This window comes from Desulfoluna sp. HI9BLuna (assembly GCF_056829775.1).
In genome coordinates this window covers 801,021-817,288 of record NZ_CP186555.1, presented here as the reverse complement: position 1 = coordinate 817,288, position 16,268 = coordinate 801,021, and the positions used below count along the sequence as shown (strand labels likewise).

Sequence of the window (16,268 nt, the reverse complement as noted above, 5' to 3'; positions counted from 1 at the left end):
GGACAGGGTGCGCGTGCAGGAGATACGGAGTTTGTGCGGAAACTCCGGTGGCTGATGCTCGGACGGGCTCTGTTTGCCATGCTGACCCTTGGCGCCATCCTTGTCTATCGGGCAGGAGAGCGCCTTTCGTTTTTTGTCGAGCCCCTCACCTCTCTGTATGTGGTGGCGGGGTTCGTGTTTCTTGTTAACCTTCTCTACCTGGCGACCTTCCGATGGTTCCGGCATGAAGAGGCCTTCGGCGGGATCCAGATCTTCGGAGACGTTCTCGTCGTCTCCGCCATAGCCTACCTCACAGGGCTTCTCTACAGCCCCTTTCTCTTTCTCTATCCCATTGTCATTATCTGCGGCACCATCATTCTGGGACGGATGGGCGGGTATTTTACCGCCGCCGTCTCCTGCATTGCCTTTGGGGTGTTGGTGAATTTTCAGCACTACGGCATGTTGGCGCCCCCGGGCTTTGAGTCCTCTCCCTTTGTACAGGATTTTACCGGGCAGGTTGTCTTTTATCGGACCTCGGTGCTGTTTCTCGCCTGCCTCGTTACCTGTCTGGTGAGCGGATACATCGCAGAGCAGGAGACCCGGGCCCGGGCGGATCTGGCGGTGATGGAAGAGCAGGTCAAGCGGGTGGAGAAGATGGCCATCATCGGGGAAATGGCTGCCGGTCTGGCCCATGAGATCAAAAATCCCCTGGCCTCCCTTTCCGGCTCCATCCAGATGCTCAAAGGGGAGAAAGGATGGGAGCCCCACCATGAAAAACTCATGGGGATTGCCGTGCGCGAAACTGCCCGGCTTTCGGGGCTGGTGACGGAGTTTCTCCTTTTTGCACGGCCCGGCTCCGGTAGTCCGGCGCCCATCCTGGTGGCGTCAGTGGTGGAGGAGACCGTGGCCCTGCTGGAGCAGGACGTACGGTACGGGCATCATGTGGGTGTGGAGGTTCTGGTGGTGGAGGGCCTGACGGTCCGCATGGATCTGGGGCATTTGCGCCAGGTGATGCTCAACCTGCTTATCAACGCTGCCGAGGCCGTCTCAGGCGGCGGGACCGTCATTGTGTCCGGCTACAGGAAGAGCCGGGACGCAGTGGCGCTCTCCGTGAAAGATGATGGGGTGGGCATCGACCCGGATATCGTAAAGCACATTTTTGACCCCTTTTTTACCACCAAAAAAGAGGGCACGGGCCTGGGGCTTTCCATTGTTCACAGGCTCCTGGAAGAGAGCGGCGGCGGGATTCGTGTTGTGAGCTGTCCCGGGGAGGGGGCGGAGTTTCTGCTTTCGCTTCCCTGTGACTCCGGAAGCCCATCGCCCCGGGAACTTCGGGACCGCTGTTGACAGCGGCAAATGAAATTGGTTAGGTTAGGGACCTTTGGTCGAATCCGGGCAAAGCTGTCTTGAAAACCGTCTGATTCGAGGGCGGAGGTGCGGCCCGTGCGGCCGGGGGCACCTGGGGACCAAAGCGGTTTCGAACCAGGAAATATCCGAAGCCTCGGCTTCTGAACATAATCTAATGATGATGCGACCGTAAAAAAATATGCTGCGAATGGTTCTCCCTATCCTGCTATGGAAGGGGCAACCCCGGCATCGGATGTGCCGGGGCAGGGCTGTTTTTTTACGGGGCCATCAATAAAGTGAGCAGCAAAAGAATGAGCAAAGAAAGCGCACAGGACGTCGTTGAGCAGAGACGAGCGAAGAATGAAGAGCTGAAAGGGCGGGGCATCAACCTTTACCCCAATGACCTGCGGGTAACCCATACTGTGGCCGATATCAAGGCCTTCATCGAAGCCGAGCCGGAGAATACCGGCGAAGAGGGAGCTGTCTTTACCGTGGCTGGCCGCATCATGGCCATCAACCGCATGGGCAAATCCTCCTTTGTCCGTTTCCGGGACCGCAGCGGCCTGATGCAGGCCTTTGTGGCCAAAGACAAGGTGGGGGACGAGGCCTACGACCTCTTTAAAAAGATGGATATCGGCGACTTCCTCGGTCTGACCGGCACCCTTTTCAAAACCCGCACCGGTGAGTGGACCCTTCAGCCCACCTGCCTCTCCCTTGTGTGCAAGTCCGTGCGCCCCCTGCCCGAGAAATTCCACGGTCTCAAAGACCCGGAAAAACGTTACCGCCAGCGTTATGTCGACCTGATCATGAACCAGGACGTCAAGGAGATCTTCCGCAGGCGAAGCCGCATGGTCCAGGCTGTGCGCGAGTTCCTACTCGAACGGGACTACCTCGAGGTGGAGACCCCCATGATGCAGCCCATTGCCGGCGGTGCGGAGGCCACTCCCTTTGTGACCCATCACCGCGCCCTGGACATGGACCTTTACCTTCGCATCGCCCCCGAGCTCTACCTGAAGCGACTGGTTGTGGGCGGGTTCGAGCGTGTGTTCGAGATCAACCGTAACTTCCGGAACGAAGGGGTGTCCACCCGGCACAACCCTGAGTTTACCATGATCGAGTTCTACCAGGCCTACGCCAACTACGAAGACCTCATGGACCTCACCGAGGAGATGTTTGCCTATGTGACCGAAAAGACCACCGGGTCGCCGGTCATCGAGTACCAGGGCAATACCATCGACTTCAGCAAGGCGTGGCGACGCATTCCCCTCCTGGACTCCCTGGTGGAGATCGGCGGGGTGGACAAAGAGATCCTGGACGATCACCAGGGCCTTCTGGCCTTTGCCGAGTCCAAGGGCATCCACATCACCAAGGCGGATCGCATGGGCAAGGTGATCACCAAGCTCTTCGATGAGCTGGTGGAACCCAACCTGATCCAGCCCACCTTCATCACCGGCTATCCCGTGGAGGTGTCGCCCCTGTCAAGGCGCAGCGACGTCCACCCGGAACTCACCGACCGTTTTGAGCTGTTCATCGCGGGCCGTGAGATCGCCAACGGCTTTTCCGAGCTTAACGACCCGGAAGACCAGCGCGACCGTTTTCTCCAGCAGGTGGCGGACAAGGAAGCGGGTAATGAAGAAGCCCACAACATGGACAGCGACTACATCGAAGCCCTGGAGTACGGGATGCCCCCCACGGCCGGTGAGGGCATCGGCATTGACCGGCTTGCCATGCTGCTGACCGACTCTCCGTCCATTCGTGAGGTGATTCTGTTCCCCTTGATGAAGCGGATCGAAAAGTCATGATAAGACGCCGTCGGCGGGGCAGAGCCCTGCCGACGGTTTTTTTAATACCTCCTGTAAAACGATGGTTGAATGAGCCGAATCGGATCGCCCCTTTCCATATCGTATGAACTCCTCATTGCCTTGCGCTATCTGAAGGCCAAGCGCAGGCAAGCCTTTATTTCCCTGATTTCTTTGCTGTCGGTCGCCGGTGTTGCCGTGGGGGTGATGGCCCTCGTGGTGGTGATCGCCGTGATGACCGGGGCGGAGAAGGATTTCAAGGCCCGTATCCTGGGATTCCAGTCCCATATTACCGTGATGAAACGTGGCGGCGGCATTGCCGACCCGGCAAACCTTCAGGATGTGATTCAGGGGGTGGACGGGGTGACGGTGGCCGCCCCCTTTGTCTACGGCCAGGTGATGCTGCGTTCCGGTTACGGCGTGTCCGGTGCCGTGGTCCGCGGGGTGGACCCTGATGCAGGTGTGACCCAGGTCGAAGGGTTTGACCCGGAACTCCTTGAAGAAAAGCTCGCCCGCAAAGCCCCCTCCAGGGGGAGGCCCCCTGCACCGGGGGTGGTGCTGGGCAAGGAGTTGGCCCTGAATCTCGGCGTGGGGGAAGGGGACATGATCTACCTGATCTCTCCCAAGGGGATGATTTCCCCCATGGGGCACGTACCCTCCATGCGGCGGTTCCGGGTGGCCGGTCTCTTTGATTCCGGCATGTACGAATACGACAGCGCCTTTGCCTACATTCACATTGAGGACGCCAAGTCTGTGTTTCGCCTGGGGGACAAGGTGACGGGCATAGATGTCTGGATCGATGCTCCCTATGAGGCCCATGAGGTTCGCGAAGGGGTCCTCGGGCAGCTGGGGCCCGTGTACTGGGCCCGGGACTGGATGCAGATGAACGCCAGCCTTTTTTCAGCGCTCAAGCTTGAAAAGGCGGCCATGTTCGTGATCCTGATTCTTATCGTTCTTGTGGCTGCCTTCAACATTGCCAGCAGCCTCATCATGATGGTCATGGAGAAGACGCGGGATATTGCCATTTTAAAGGCCATGGGCGCCACGGACGGCAGCATCATGCGGATATTTGTCTACCAGGGGACCCTCATCGGCATGGTGGGCACCTCCATCGGGGTGGCCCTGGGGGTGGCGCTCTGCTTTGTCCTGAAGCATTTCAAGTTCATCGACCTGCCCAAGGTCTACATCTTTTCAACCCTGCCGGTGCGGCTGGAGGCCATGGATGTTCTGGCCATCTCCGCTTCGGCCTTTTGCATCTGTTTTCTGGCCACCCTGTACCCTGCCTGGCAGGCTTCCAGGCAGAACACGGTGGAGGCGATACGTTATGGATGATTCCAAGAGAGGCGCCAGCCTGACCCTGGAAGGCATTTCCAAGTCCTACAGTGCCGGAGGCGTGTCCCTGGACGTGCTCAGGGACGTGGATTTTTCCATGGTGGGCGGCGAGCGCATTGCCGTCACCGGAGCGTCCGGCATCGGAAAATCGACCCTGCTGCATATCGTAGGGGCCCTGGACCGGCCCGACGCCGGACGGCTTGTCTGTGACGGGGTTGATGTGTTTGCGGCGGACGACAAGCACCTTGCGGATTTTCGCAACAGAACCATCGGCTTTGTGTTCCAGTTTCATCATTTGTTGCCGGAGTTTACAGCATTGGAAAATGTGATGTTGCCCCGGCTGATCAGAGGGGAAAAGGGAGAAGCACCCGTTAAGGACGCCGAAGCGATCCTCGACAGGGTGGGGCTTTCCAAGCGGCTTCACCATCGGGCGGGGGAATTGTCCGGAGGGGAACAACAACGCGTGGCCATTGCACGAGCGGTGGTGGGACGGCCCGCGATTCTTCTGGCTGACGAGCCGACCGGTAACCTGGACGGTAAGAACAGCAGCCAGATCCATGAGTTGCTCGACGATTTGAACCGTGAAACCGGCATGACCGTTGTGGTGGTGACCCACAACATGGAGTTGGCCGGCTACATGGACCGCCAGGTAACCCTGGAAGGGGGGCAACTCGTTGAACGGAATTGATTACAAGGAAAACAGCATGATGACTCGACTGACCAGATCACTTTTCTTTTCTCTGATGATCATGATCGTGGTGATGGCCGGAGCCGATCCCGTTCGGGCTGAAGAGGCGGCGAAACGAATCGCCGTTCTTCCGTTTCGCGTGGTTTCTGATACAGATCTTTCGTACCTTTCCGATCAGATCCCTGCAACCCTTTCCGGCCAGCTCAAGCGGGACGGAGGCGAGATGGTTGACGCCGGGCCCCTGCTGGGGGCCGTGGGAGAAGACGGGGCCGTAAACACCGCTCGCCTTTCGACCCTGGCAACATCCGAGAATGTCGACCATGTGGTCTGGGGAACCATGACCCAGACTGGGGAGACCTTCAAGCTGGATGCCAAGCTGTTTGACGTACGGCGCGCAACCACCACACCCCTTTCCAGCGAGGGCATGGGCGTGGAAACCCTCATCTCCACGGTGGGAGATCTGGCCGTAAAGATCGGTTCCCGTATTTTCAGTTTTGAGACCGTGGCCGATGTCAAGGTGGAGGGGAATCGCCGTATCGAGTCCGACGCGGTGCTGCGCGTGGTCCGTGTCAAGGCTGGGGATCGCCTGAAAAAGGACGCCCTCACCCGGGACATGAAAGCCATCTACCGCATGGGGTATTTCGAGGACATCAAGGTGGTGGCCGAGCACCATGACGACGCTACGGCCACGGTGGTCTTCCGCGTGAAGGAGAAACCCACCATCCGAAACGTCCTGGTGACCGGAAACCATGTGTTCGACGACGAGAAGATCAAGGAGAACATCACCCTCTCCAAGGGGGCCATCTTCAACACCGGCGCCTTGAACACCTCCATCAAGCAGATCGAGAGCCTCTACAACGAAAAACATTATTATAAGACCAAGGTGAGCTACCGGCTCATCGACGTGGAGAACAACCAGGCAGATCTTGAGTTTACCCTGGAAGAAGGGGAGAAGATCTGGATCAAAAAGGTCTCCGTGGAGGGCAACGACTTTTTCTCGGACAAAAAGATCCGAAAGATGATCAAAACCAAAAAGAAGGGGTTCTTCTCCTGGCTGACCTCCTCAGGCACCCTGGAGATGGCGGACCTGAACGTCGATATGGCGGTGATCAACGCCGAATACCAGAAGAATGGTTTCATCGACTGCCGCATCGCAGACCCCGTGGTGGAGTACAAGGGCAAGTGGATCTTTGTCACCATCAAGATTGAAGAGGGCATCCGGTACTCCCTGGGCAAGGTGGACGTTTCAGGCGACATCCTGGACACCAAGGAGGCGCTTTTCGAGAGGCTGACCGTGGAGCAGGATGAGTTCCTCAACCGCGAGAAGGTCCAGAACGACGTGGTGGCCCTTACCGATACCTACAGCGACGAGGGATACGCCCGGGCCTCGGTGGTCCCCGACATCCGGCGCAACCGCAAAGAGAAGGTGGCGGATGTGACCTACCGGGTCACCAAAGGGAGCCTGGTCTACTTCGACAAGATCATCATCACCGGCAACACCGTGACCCGGGACAAGGTGATCCGCCGCCAGCTTAAGGTCTACGAGCAGGAACTCTACCGGGGGGCAAGGCTCAAGGAGAGTGTGCGGAACCTCTACCGTCTGGAGTACTTCGGGGACGTCAAGGTCAACACCCTGGACACCACGGACCCGGACAAGGTCAACCTTTCCATCGACGTCAAGGAAAAGCCCACCGGGACCTTTACCTTCGGCATGGGTTACAGCAGCGAGGACAAGCTCTTCGGGACCACCTCCATCTCCAAGCGAAACCTCTTCGGCAGGGATCAGTCCCTGGACCTGAAGGCCCAGTTCGGCGGAACCGGCAACAAGTTCACCTTGAGCTTTGTGGAGCCCTGGCTTTTTGACATTCCCCTCTACTCCAAGTATGAATTGAAAAAGTGGGACGACGAGTACACCTCCTACGACAAAGAGAGTGTCGGTGGCGGGCTGACCTTGGGTTACCCTGTCTACGACTACACCCGCGCCTTTGTCTCCTACACCTTTGAGAAAAACACCATCGACGACATCGATGCCACGGCGTCGGATCAGATCAAGGAGATGGAGGGCGAGAACACCCTCAGCAGCGCCGCCTTCAGCCTTAACTACGATTCCAGGGACCGACGGTACAATGCCCAGACCACCCGGGGTTTCAACCATACCCTCAGGGTGGAGCACACCGGTGGGCCGTTGGGGGGCGATATCAGCTACTCCAAGTACACGGCCGAGTCCAGCTGGTTCTTTCCCGTTGCCTGGAAGCTCATCGGCATGCTCCACGGTGAAGGGGGCCTTGTCCATGAAAACAGCGGCGGGTTTCTTCCTGACTACAAGAAGTTTTACTTAGGGGGCATCAACTCCCTGCGCGGCTTCGACTTTGAGGATGTGCACCTGGAGGACGATGAAGGCAAAACCATCGGCGGTGAAAAGTACGTGCAGTTCAACGCCGAACTTATCGCCCCCCTGTTCGGGGTGGACGGTCTGGTGGCCCTGATCTTCACCGATGCGGGTAACGTGTACGAGGAGAACGGAAACATCGATCTCTCGGACCTTCGTCACACCTACGGCTTTGGCTTTCGCTGGTACTCGCCCATCGGTCCCATTCGCTTCGAAAGGGGCTACATCGTGGATCCCGAGCCCGACGAAGGATCGGGACGCTGGGAGTTCACCATGGGCACGGCGTTCTAGATCCAAAGCATACTGCGGAATCAAACGGGGGTTATTATGCGATGCATGACCAGATGCCTGATGGCGTTGGCTTTCCTTGCTCTTCTGGGGGGAAGCGTTCAGGCCGCGGACGTGGCAAAAATCGGCGTGGTGGATTTCCAGCGCGTGCTCAAGGAGTCCAAAGCAGGGCGTGAGGCTGCCGAAGCCCTTCGAACCAAACAGGCAGAACGCACGGCGGAACTCGGGCGCCTGAAAAAGCGCATCGGGGTTCTGCAGGGTGAACTGGAGAACCTTGAGCTTTCCGCCACCACCCGCGAGGTGGGCGAAAAGCGCAAGGAGCTGGAGACGCTTTTAGGCGAGTTCAAGGCGGCGGACAGGAAGTACAGCCGCCTTTTTGAAGATATCAACCGCAGGCAGACGGAGAAGATCCGATCGGACCTGGCCGGGATCATCGACCGGCTCGGTCGCAAAGGGGGCTACCTGCTGATTGTTGAAAAAAAAGAGGTGCTCTACGCCCCCGAATCCATGGACATGACAAGCAGGCTCATCGGCCTGTACGATAATGCATACGAAAAGAGGTAAGATGAAGCGGACCGTTCAAGAAATCGCCGACATGCTGGGAGGGACCATCATTGGTGACGGCTCCCGGGTTGTCACGGCTCCGGCGCCTTTTGAAGACGCAAAAGAAGACCAGGTTGTCTTTGCAGGGGATGCAAGCTACCTGAAACGGCTCTCGGAGACCGGTGCCGGCACGGTGCTCGTGCCCGAAGCCCGGGACGACAGCGACAAGGCACTCATTGTGGTGGACAACCCCCGGGTGGCCTTCATTAAGGTCATGGAGTTTTTCTCTCCCAAAGGGGATGTAACACACAAGGTGAGCCCCCGGGCGTTTATCGGTGAGCAGGTCACCTTCGGTGGACCCGTTGAGATCGGGCCCGGCGCGGTGATCTGCGACAACGTCACCCTGGGTGCGGGGTGCCGCATTTTTCCAGGGGTGGTCGTGGAAGAGGGGGCCCGCCTCGGCGACGGTGTCACCCTGAAATCAAACGTCACCATCGGCCACGACTGCATCCTGGGAAATCGGGTGATGGTTCACTCCGGAAGCGTCATCGGCAGCGACGGGTACGGGTTTGCCCCGGAAGGGACAAGCTACCGGAAAATCCCCCACACTGGTATTGTCCAGATCGACGACGACGTGGAGATCGGGGCGCTGAACGCCATTGACCGGGCCACCTCCGGGCGGACCTGGATCAAGCGCGGGGTAAAAACCGATAACCTGGTCCATGTGGCCCACAATGTGGAGGTGGGGGAAGACACCCTTCTGGTGGCCCAGGTGGGCATCGCCGGCAGCACCACGGTGGGCAACCATGTGATCCTGGCCGGCAAGGCGGGGATCTCCGGCCATATTCATATCGGCGACAACACCATCGTCGGTCCCGACGCCGGGGTGGTCAAGTCCCTGGGCGAGGGCGAAGTGGTCTCCGGGACACCGGCCATGCCCCACAAGCTGTGGTTGAGGCTCATCAGCCTCATGCCCAAACTGCCCGAGCTCAAGCGCACGGTTTCCCGCCTCGAAAAGCGGGTCTCCCGCCTTGAATCCGGCGAGTAAAGGCCCAGGGAAACGGGGCCGGCTGTTGCTTCCCGTTGCGAGGTTCCCGCGTAAGGTATACACTGGTGGGGATCTTCGGTGCCTTGTACCGTGATATTAGAACCGATCAAACGAACTGTGAGAGCATTTGCACCGATTTGGTGTGCACAATATATAAGGACGTGCCATGACAAACATACACCCGACAGCCATCATTGACCCAACGGCAGAGATTGACGACGATGTCGTCATCGGTCCCTACACCATCGTCAGGGGCAACACCTCCATTGGAGCCGGAACCGAGATCGCCTCCCATGTGGTCATCGACGAGCACACCAGCATTGGCCCGGACTGCCGGATTTTCCAATACGCCTCCGTGGGAGCGGCTCCCCAGGACCTGAAGTTCAAAGGCGAGGTCACCCACCTCAAGGTGGGGCGGGGCACCGTGATCCGCGAATTTGTTACCATCAACCGAGGCACCGGCGTGGGCGGCGGCATCACCGAGGTGGGGGCCGAGAACTTTCTCATGGCCTATTGCCACGTGGCCCATGACTGCAAGACCGGGCGCCGGGTGATCCTTGCCAACAACTCCACCCTGGCAGGCCACTGCGAGCTCGGGGACTTTTCCAACATCGGCGGGTTCACCGCCATCCACCAGTTTGTCCGCGTGGGGGATTACGCTTATATCGGCGGCAAGTCCGTGGTGGTGAAAGACATTCCCCCCTATGTGATTTCCGCCGGGGACCGCGCCACCCTCCACGGGCTCAACAAGGTGGGCATGCGCCGAAGCGATTTTTCCGAGGCCACCATCACCGAACTGAAGCGTACCTACCGTCTCCTGTTCCGCATCGGGCTGACCCTTAACGAGGGCATCGAGCGGGTCCGGGCCGAGGTGAACCAGATTCCCGAGGTCGTGGCTTTCGTCGATTTTATCCAGAACTCCAGCCGAGGGATCACCCGCTAACGATGACACCCGGCAGACACGGCACCGGCACGGCTGACCGGGCACCGGAAAGGAATCACGCCATGAAGGTGGGGATCATTGCGGGTAACGGCCAGTTTCCCCTGCTGTTTTCGCGCGCAGCAAAAGAGAAGGGCTACCGGGTTTACGCCGCAGCGATTAAAAACGAAGCACTGACCGATGTGGAGGGGCTCTGCGAGGAGACCGAGTGGATCCACATCGGTCAGGTAAAAAAATTGATCCGCTTTTTCAGGGCCCATGGGGTGGAGGAAGTGGTCCTTGTGGGCGGCGTCACCAAGACCAACGTCTTTCGGGATATCCGACCGGACACCAAGGCCCTGGCCTTCCTCGCCCGTATGCGCCATACCAACGATGACACCCTGCTGAGCGCCTTTGCCCGGCTCCTGGAAAAAGAGGGGCTGGCCGTGCGTTCGTCCACCTTTCTGGTACCGGAGATCCTGGCCGACGCCGGACTCTGGACCCGGAAACGCCCCACCGATGCCCAGGCCAAGGACATGTGCACGGGCTGGCATATCGCCAAGGAGATCGGACGCCTCGATGTGGGGCAGTGCATCGTCATGGGCGGCGGCTCGGTGCTGGCCGTGGAGGCCATCGACGGCACCGACGCCACCATTCGCCGGGGGGGTAGCCTGGGAACCGGCGACGCGGTTCTGGTCAAGGTAAGCAAGCCCACCCAGGACATGCGGTTCGACGTACCGGCCGTGGGCCTGAATACCCTTCAGACCATGAAAGAGGCCGGGGTCACCGGGCTGGTGCTGGAAGCGGGCCATGCCGTTGTTTTTGACCGCGACGCCATGGTGGCCTATGCCGACAAGAACAACATGACCATTGTGGTGGTGGACGGCTCTCCGTCGTCCTGTCCCGTCCTCGGTGGGAAGTAAGGCACCGCCAAGGTTTTTCTCATCCAAGCAGCCCTGTCATTGATCACCCCGTGACTCCCGGCGGGGTGAGCCTCTCTGTTGATCCATCCATGCCGTTTCGTTGACGTGCGGTGTGCTGCTCGCCCGAAAGGGGCGGGCCTAAGGTAAGATACATTATCACTATGAAACTATTTCAGGAATTGACCGCCGGTGAACGGCATCGCAAAATTCTGAGGCTTATCCGCAACAGCTGGGCAAAGCTGGGGATCTCCATGGTCTGCATGGCCTTGATCTCGGGCTCTACGGCGGCCCTGGCCTTTCTGATCAAGAATATCCTGGATGATATCTTTATCGCCCAGAATGGTGTGATGCTCAAGGTGGTGACCTTCGTTGTCCTGGGGGTCTCCCTGGTGCGCGGGGTGGCTGTCCTTGCCAAAGAGTACTTCATGAACAACGTGGGGCAGACCATCATCACCACCCTGCGGAACGAACTCTACGGCACCATCCAGGACCTGTCCCTCTCCTTTTTCCAGAAGGAGCGGACCGGGGTCCTCATGAGCCGCATCACCAACGACGTCACCCTTATCCAGGCCATGGTCTCCACCTCGGTGACAGCCGCCATTGAGCATGTGTTCACCATCATTGGCCTTACCGGGGTGATCATCTACCGGGACTGGAAGCTGGCCCTGGTGGCGCTGGTGGTTGTGCCGGTGGCTTTTTATCCCATCGTGAAGCTGGGCAGGCGGGTCCGCAAGGTGAGCACCGGCACCCAGCAGTCGGTGGGGGAACTCAACACTTTTCTCCATGAGACCTTTGCAGGGGCCAAGATTATCAAGGCCTTCGGACGGGAAGAGTACGAGAAACAGCGGTTTTACAAAAAATCCTGGGACCTGTTCCGTTTTGAAATGAAAAAGGTGAAGGCCAAGGCCCTCTCCTCGCCCGTGACGGATGTCTGCGGTGGCCTGGGGATCGCGGCGGTGGTCTGGTACGGCGGCCACGGTGTGATCAAAGGCACCTCCACCACCGGGACCTTTCTCTCCTTTTTGACGGCTGTCATGCTGCTTTATGAACCCTTGAAAAAACTCAGCAAGCTCAACAACACCGTTCAGGAGGGGCTGGCCGCCCTGGACAGGGTGTTTGAGATCATCGAGATGGAGCCGGAGATCACGGATCGTCCGGGGGCTGTGGAGCTTTCACCGAGTTCCCACCGGGTGGCTTTTGAGGATGTTACCTTTTCCTATGGGGAAGATCCGGTGCTTAAGGGCATCAACCTCAGCGCCGACCCCGGAGAGGTCATTGCCCTGGTGGGGATGAGCGGGGGTGGAAAATCCACCTTTATCAATCTTATTCCGCGCTTCTACGACGTGACGTCAGGGCGTATCGCCATTGACGACGTCGATATCCGCAACGTGACCCTGGCTTCCCTGCGCAGCCGCATTGCCATGGTGACCCAGGACGCCATTCTTTTTAACGAGTCCATCCGGGACAACATCGCCTACGGAAACAGCGATGCCACCTGGGAGGACATCGTGGCGGCATCCAAGGCGGCCTATGCCTATCGGTTCATCATGAGCCTGCCCGACGGTTTTGATACCCGCATCGGTGAGCTTGGGAGCCGTCTCTCAGGAGGAGAGAAGCAGCGCCTCTGCATTGCGCGGGCCCTGCTCAAGGATGCCCCCATCCTGCTGCTGGACGAGGCCACCAGTGCCCTGGATACAGAAGCGGAGAAGGTGGTGCAGGATGCCCTTGAGAACCTCATGAAGGGACGAACCACCTTTGTTATTGCCCACCGGCTCTCCACCATCCAGCACGCCGACCGCATTGTGGTGGTTTCCAAAGGGGAGATTGTGGAAGAGGGCAAGCACGACGAGTTGCTTGCAAGGGACGGGGAGTATGCCAGGCTCCATACCATGCAGTTTGCAAGGCGACGTGCCGGAGAAAAGAGCTGAACCGCTCGTATCTACTCAGCCCAGAAGGGAGCCTCCGGCGGTAAGCCGGGGGCTCCTTGAAATCCACGAGTGCTCACACGGCTTTTTATGATCTGTGTTTGTTAAACCCGTCTTTATAAAATCAGCGCAAACTAAAAAAGGCGACCCTTTTCAGGGTCGCCTTTTTTGCATCTGGGGATCAGCGGTTGAGGTTAGTCGTCACCGTTGATTTTGTCGCGGAGTTTACCGGAACACTTGAAGGTCACTACCTTGCGATCCCGTAAGATCATTTCGGCTCCGGTGGCGGGGTTGCGGCCCTTTCGCTCACCCTTGGTTTTGATGCAGAACTTGCCGAAACGGGAGATGAGGACATCCTCGCCTACGGCCAGGGTGTCTTTCATGATGGCCAGCAGTCTCTCAATGATATCTACGGAACGCTGCTTTGAAAATCCCATCTCGCTTACGCGCATCACAATGTCGTTTTTTGTAAGTGTCATACCAACATACTCCTGAAATTTTTGCTGCTTTGAATGCCCCCACTTGCGGGCATTGATAATACATATGGTGAGTTTTAGACCCGACGTCCCCTAATCGGGGTAGGTGCCGTGTCTGAAAATATAGTCAAAATAATAATCGTCGTATCCCTGGTCCACGGAGGAGGCGCTCCTGTCCTCTTCCTTGGCTTTAAGGGAACGTTTCCAAAGATCCCGCGCGTATTCGAACAAAACGGTCTTCAGCAATTCGGGATTGGGCGTGATTTCACAGTTGTCCACCACGAACTCGCCGGTTCCGTCGATGAGGACCCGTGTGCTTCGTGCAAACTCGGTGTCATCCATCTCTCCGGATTCATGCATGGCATAAAAATCGGAGATCACCTTTTTGGCCGTTCCTTCAATGGCGTCGATACAATTCATAGCTCAGCTGACGATATCCTTGGTCTGTGTGGCTGTTTCGGACATCCACGGCTCGGCCTCCCTTAATTCCACGATTGCAACAGCATGGTGTGTTGCAACGCGGATGGGCTACGACATCATGTATGCCGTCGCCCCTTGAAAGAAGGATTTTGTGCCTCCGTGACGGATGTTCTTACACAAAGTTTTTTTAGATATACGGATATGTTATCCTTGTCAAGCATTGAGTGTAAAAGATCTTCTCGACTTCAAGTCCCGATACCGGGAGACCCACGTGTGACGATGGTTTCTGTCATGCACGATGCGGTTCCCTTCCGGGGATGCAACTGTCACGATTTCCCATACCCACGTGTGGTTATATCGTTTGAGGGTTGCCTGTCAAGGGGTTTGTCCCCCATCAAGGCTTTTGGTATGCAATATGAAAATCATGCGGGGGGCGGGTGCCCAAAGCCTTCCGGGGACAAGGCGCCCCTTGGCAATTGATTTCCTGCTCTAAAATTCATATGCTCGGCGGAAAAGGATTTGTCCCGGGGCATCCCGGGAAGGGGTTGCCATGGGTATGGAGCGGTTGACGATCATGGTGTTTCAACGTGTATGGGAGTGAATATGGGTAATGAGGAGCTTGGCCGGGCGACGGTTGAGGTGGTGCGCCGCCTCCGGGATGAAGGGGTGACAAACCAGGTGGTGTTGATGCGGCATTCGGCACGCCATTACAGCGACGACCCCAGGTTGGAGCCCTTTATGGGGCTGACGGACGAGGGCAAACAGGCCTCCCTGGCTTTTGGGCAAGGCCTCGGGGCAGAGATGCCCGTCACCCCGTGCTCCAGTTACATAGGCCGGTGCATTGAAACCGCCTACCTCCTGCAGCGGGGAAGCGGCTGCACGGCGGATAACCTCAATACCCTCGAAGAGGCCCTCTCTCCATTTTATGTAAAGGATTTCGAGCGCACCGTAGGCCTGATTCTGGAACACGATCTCACCGGGTTTATCCGGCGCTGGATGGACGGGGCGTTTCCCACTGAGGTGATGGAGCCGGCAGACCATGCCGCCTCCGTCATGCTTTCCTTTGCGGACGCGCGCCTTGCTGAAGGGGATTCGGGCCTGACCGTGGCCGTGACCCATGACTGGAACCTGTTCGCCGTTAAAGAGTATGCCCTGCAGCTGGCCCATGAAACCTGGGGCAAGGTGGGATACCTGGAAGGGGTGGTGCTGTTCCGCGACGGTGAGCGGCTTATGGCTGCCAACCACCAGCGGGAACCCGTTGCCGTGGATGAGGCCCTTCGGTCGGTAAAGGAGATGTCGGCGGTTCATGGGTGAGGACAGGAAACCAAAGCAGCGGGATAAACTCCGGCGCCACCTTGCCTGGCGGGTGGCCAGGGCCGTTCGTGAATATCACATGGTGGGGGAAGGGGACTGCGTCATGCTCTGCCTCTCCGGCGGGAAGGACTCCCTGGCCCTGGTGGATCTCATGGTCTCTTACCGACGGCAGTGCAAAGAGCATTTTGAGATGGCCGTGGTCTTCCTTGACCACGGGTTTCCGGGCTTTGATGAATCGTTTCTGCACCGGCACATGGCCGGGGTGGACCTTCCCTTTGAGGTGATTCGCCAGAATATATGGAAGACCCTTCAGGAGAAATGCCCGGACGGCAAAAAAATGTGCGCCCTCTGCGCCCGGCTCAGGAGGGGGGCCCTTTATGCCCACGCGGCATCCAACGGATTTTCCCACCTTGCTCTGGGCCATCACATGGACGACATGGTGGAGACCCTTCTGCTCAACCTTTTTTATGGGGGGATGATGAAGGGCATGCCTCCGAAGCTGGTCACACGCAAAGGGGATTTGACCGTGATTCGGCCCATGGCCTTTGTGGCTGAGGCGGATATCGTCCGGTACCAGCGCCTTGCCGGGTATGAAACAGCGCCAAAGGACCTGTGCGGGGCAGGTGAAAACGAAAAAAGGCGCGAGATCAAAGAGATCCTTGCCGGGTGGCGGAAACAGCATCCCGGCCGTGTGGAGAAAATTTTTCACGGGATGGGGCACGTGGTCCCTTCCCATCTTGCGGACACCTCGCTTTTTGACTTTTAAGCAGCAACGGTCCGGAGTAAAGTAGACCGTTAACCCATGTATCTCCAACGATGAGGAGCCGATGGCCATGATGCCTACACATCCGCCTGCACATGCCGGGGAGTTTCCCCGG

14 protein-coding genes are annotated in these 16,268 nt (G+C 58.2%); 12 read left to right on the top strand and 2 right to left on the bottom strand.

The features are described from left to right. Positions 1-33: 33 nt before the first annotated feature. The 10 genes from ACOYW0_RS03030 (at position 34) to ACOYW0_RS02985 (ending at position 13,183) form a co-directional block, all read left to right on the top strand. The gene (locus ACOYW0_RS03030; protein ID WP_482417104.1) at positions 34-1,326 is read left to right on the top strand and encodes a two-component system sensor histidine kinase NtrB; all 1,293 of its coding nucleotides are present in this window, start codon (positions 34-36) and stop codon (positions 1,324-1,326) included. A 311-nt stretch (positions 1,327-1,637) separates the two neighbouring features. Next, a complete protein-coding gene (gene lysS, locus ACOYW0_RS03025; RefSeq protein ID WP_180145907.1) occupies positions 1,638-3,128 on the top strand; it encodes a lysine--tRNA ligase in 1,491 nt (496 codons plus the stop codon). A gap of 69 nt (positions 3,129-3,197) precedes the next feature. Beyond that, a complete protein-coding gene (locus tag ACOYW0_RS03020; RefSeq protein WP_482417103.1) occupies positions 3,198-4,457 on the top strand; it encodes a lipoprotein-releasing ABC transporter permease subunit in 1,260 nt (419 codons plus the stop codon). Next, a complete protein-coding gene (locus tag ACOYW0_RS03015) occupies positions 4,450-5,145 on the top strand; it encodes an ABC transporter ATP-binding protein (protein ID WP_482417102.1) in 696 nt (231 codons plus the stop codon). The genes ACOYW0_RS03020 and ACOYW0_RS03015 overlap by 8 nt, the downstream gene beginning before the upstream one ends. Before the next feature lie 16 nt (positions 5,146-5,161). Further along, positions 5,162-7,825 (top strand): outer membrane protein assembly factor BamA, encoded by a 2,664-nt coding sequence (gene bamA, locus ACOYW0_RS03010; RefSeq protein ID WP_482417101.1) that lies wholly within the window; start codon positions 5,162-5,164, stop codon positions 7,823-7,825. 45 nt (positions 7,826-7,870) lie between these two features. Beyond that, a complete protein-coding gene (locus ACOYW0_RS03005) occupies positions 7,871-8,386 on the top strand; it encodes an OmpH/Skp family outer membrane protein (protein ID WP_482417100.1) in 516 nt (171 codons plus the stop codon). A gap of 1 nt (position 8,387) precedes the next feature. Further along, the gene (gene lpxD / locus ACOYW0_RS03000) at positions 8,388-9,413 is read left to right on the top strand and encodes a UDP-3-O-(3-hydroxymyristoyl)glucosamine N-acyltransferase (protein WP_482417099.1); all 1,026 of its coding nucleotides are present in this window, start codon (positions 8,388-8,390) and stop codon (positions 9,411-9,413) included. A 166-nt stretch (positions 9,414-9,579) separates the two neighbouring features. Next, entirely contained in the window at positions 9,580-10,356 is a 777-nt protein-coding gene (gene lpxA / locus ACOYW0_RS02995; protein WP_180145922.1) for an acyl-ACP--UDP-N-acetylglucosamine O-acyltransferase, read from the top strand. Between the two features lie 2 nt (positions 10,357-10,358). Next, a complete protein-coding gene (locus ACOYW0_RS02990) occupies positions 10,359-11,255 on the top strand; it encodes an LpxI family protein (protein ID WP_482417098.1) in 897 nt (298 codons plus the stop codon). A 161-nt stretch (positions 11,256-11,416) separates the two neighbouring features. Then, a complete protein-coding gene (locus ACOYW0_RS02985; protein ID WP_482417097.1) occupies positions 11,417-13,183 on the top strand; it encodes an ABC transporter ATP-binding protein in 1,767 nt (588 codons plus the stop codon). 191 nt (positions 13,184-13,374) lie between these two features. On the opposite strand, the gene ACOYW0_RS02980 is transcribed toward ACOYW0_RS02985, so the two are convergent. Continuing rightward, positions 13,375-13,659: an integration host factor subunit alpha gene (locus ACOYW0_RS02980; RefSeq protein WP_482417096.1), complete on the bottom strand. Its 285-nt coding sequence runs from the start codon at positions 13,657-13,659 to the stop codon at positions 13,375-13,377. A gap of 90 nt (positions 13,660-13,749) precedes the next feature. After that, the gene (locus ACOYW0_RS02975) at positions 13,750-14,076 is read right to left on the bottom strand and encodes a hypothetical protein (protein WP_482417095.1); all 327 of its coding nucleotides are present in this window, start codon (positions 14,074-14,076) and stop codon (positions 13,750-13,752) included. Positions 14,077-14,679: 603 nt separating this feature from the next. Here ACOYW0_RS02975 and ACOYW0_RS02970 point away from each other — a divergent pair. Both ACOYW0_RS02970 and ttcA read left to right on the top strand, forming a co-directional pair. Continuing rightward, positions 14,680-15,390 carry a histidine phosphatase family protein gene (locus tag ACOYW0_RS02970; RefSeq protein ID WP_482417094.1) on the top strand — a complete coding sequence of 237 codons (711 nt, stop codon included), beginning with the start codon at positions 14,680-14,682 and terminating at the stop codon, positions 15,388-15,390. Beyond that, the gene (gene ttcA / locus ACOYW0_RS02965) at positions 15,383-16,156 is read left to right on the top strand and encodes a tRNA 2-thiocytidine(32) synthetase TtcA (RefSeq protein ID WP_482417093.1); all 774 of its coding nucleotides are present in this window, start codon (positions 15,383-15,385) and stop codon (positions 16,154-16,156) included. Before ACOYW0_RS02970 ends, ttcA begins: the two co-directional genes overlap by 8 nt. Positions 16,157-16,268 lie beyond the last annotated feature (112 nt).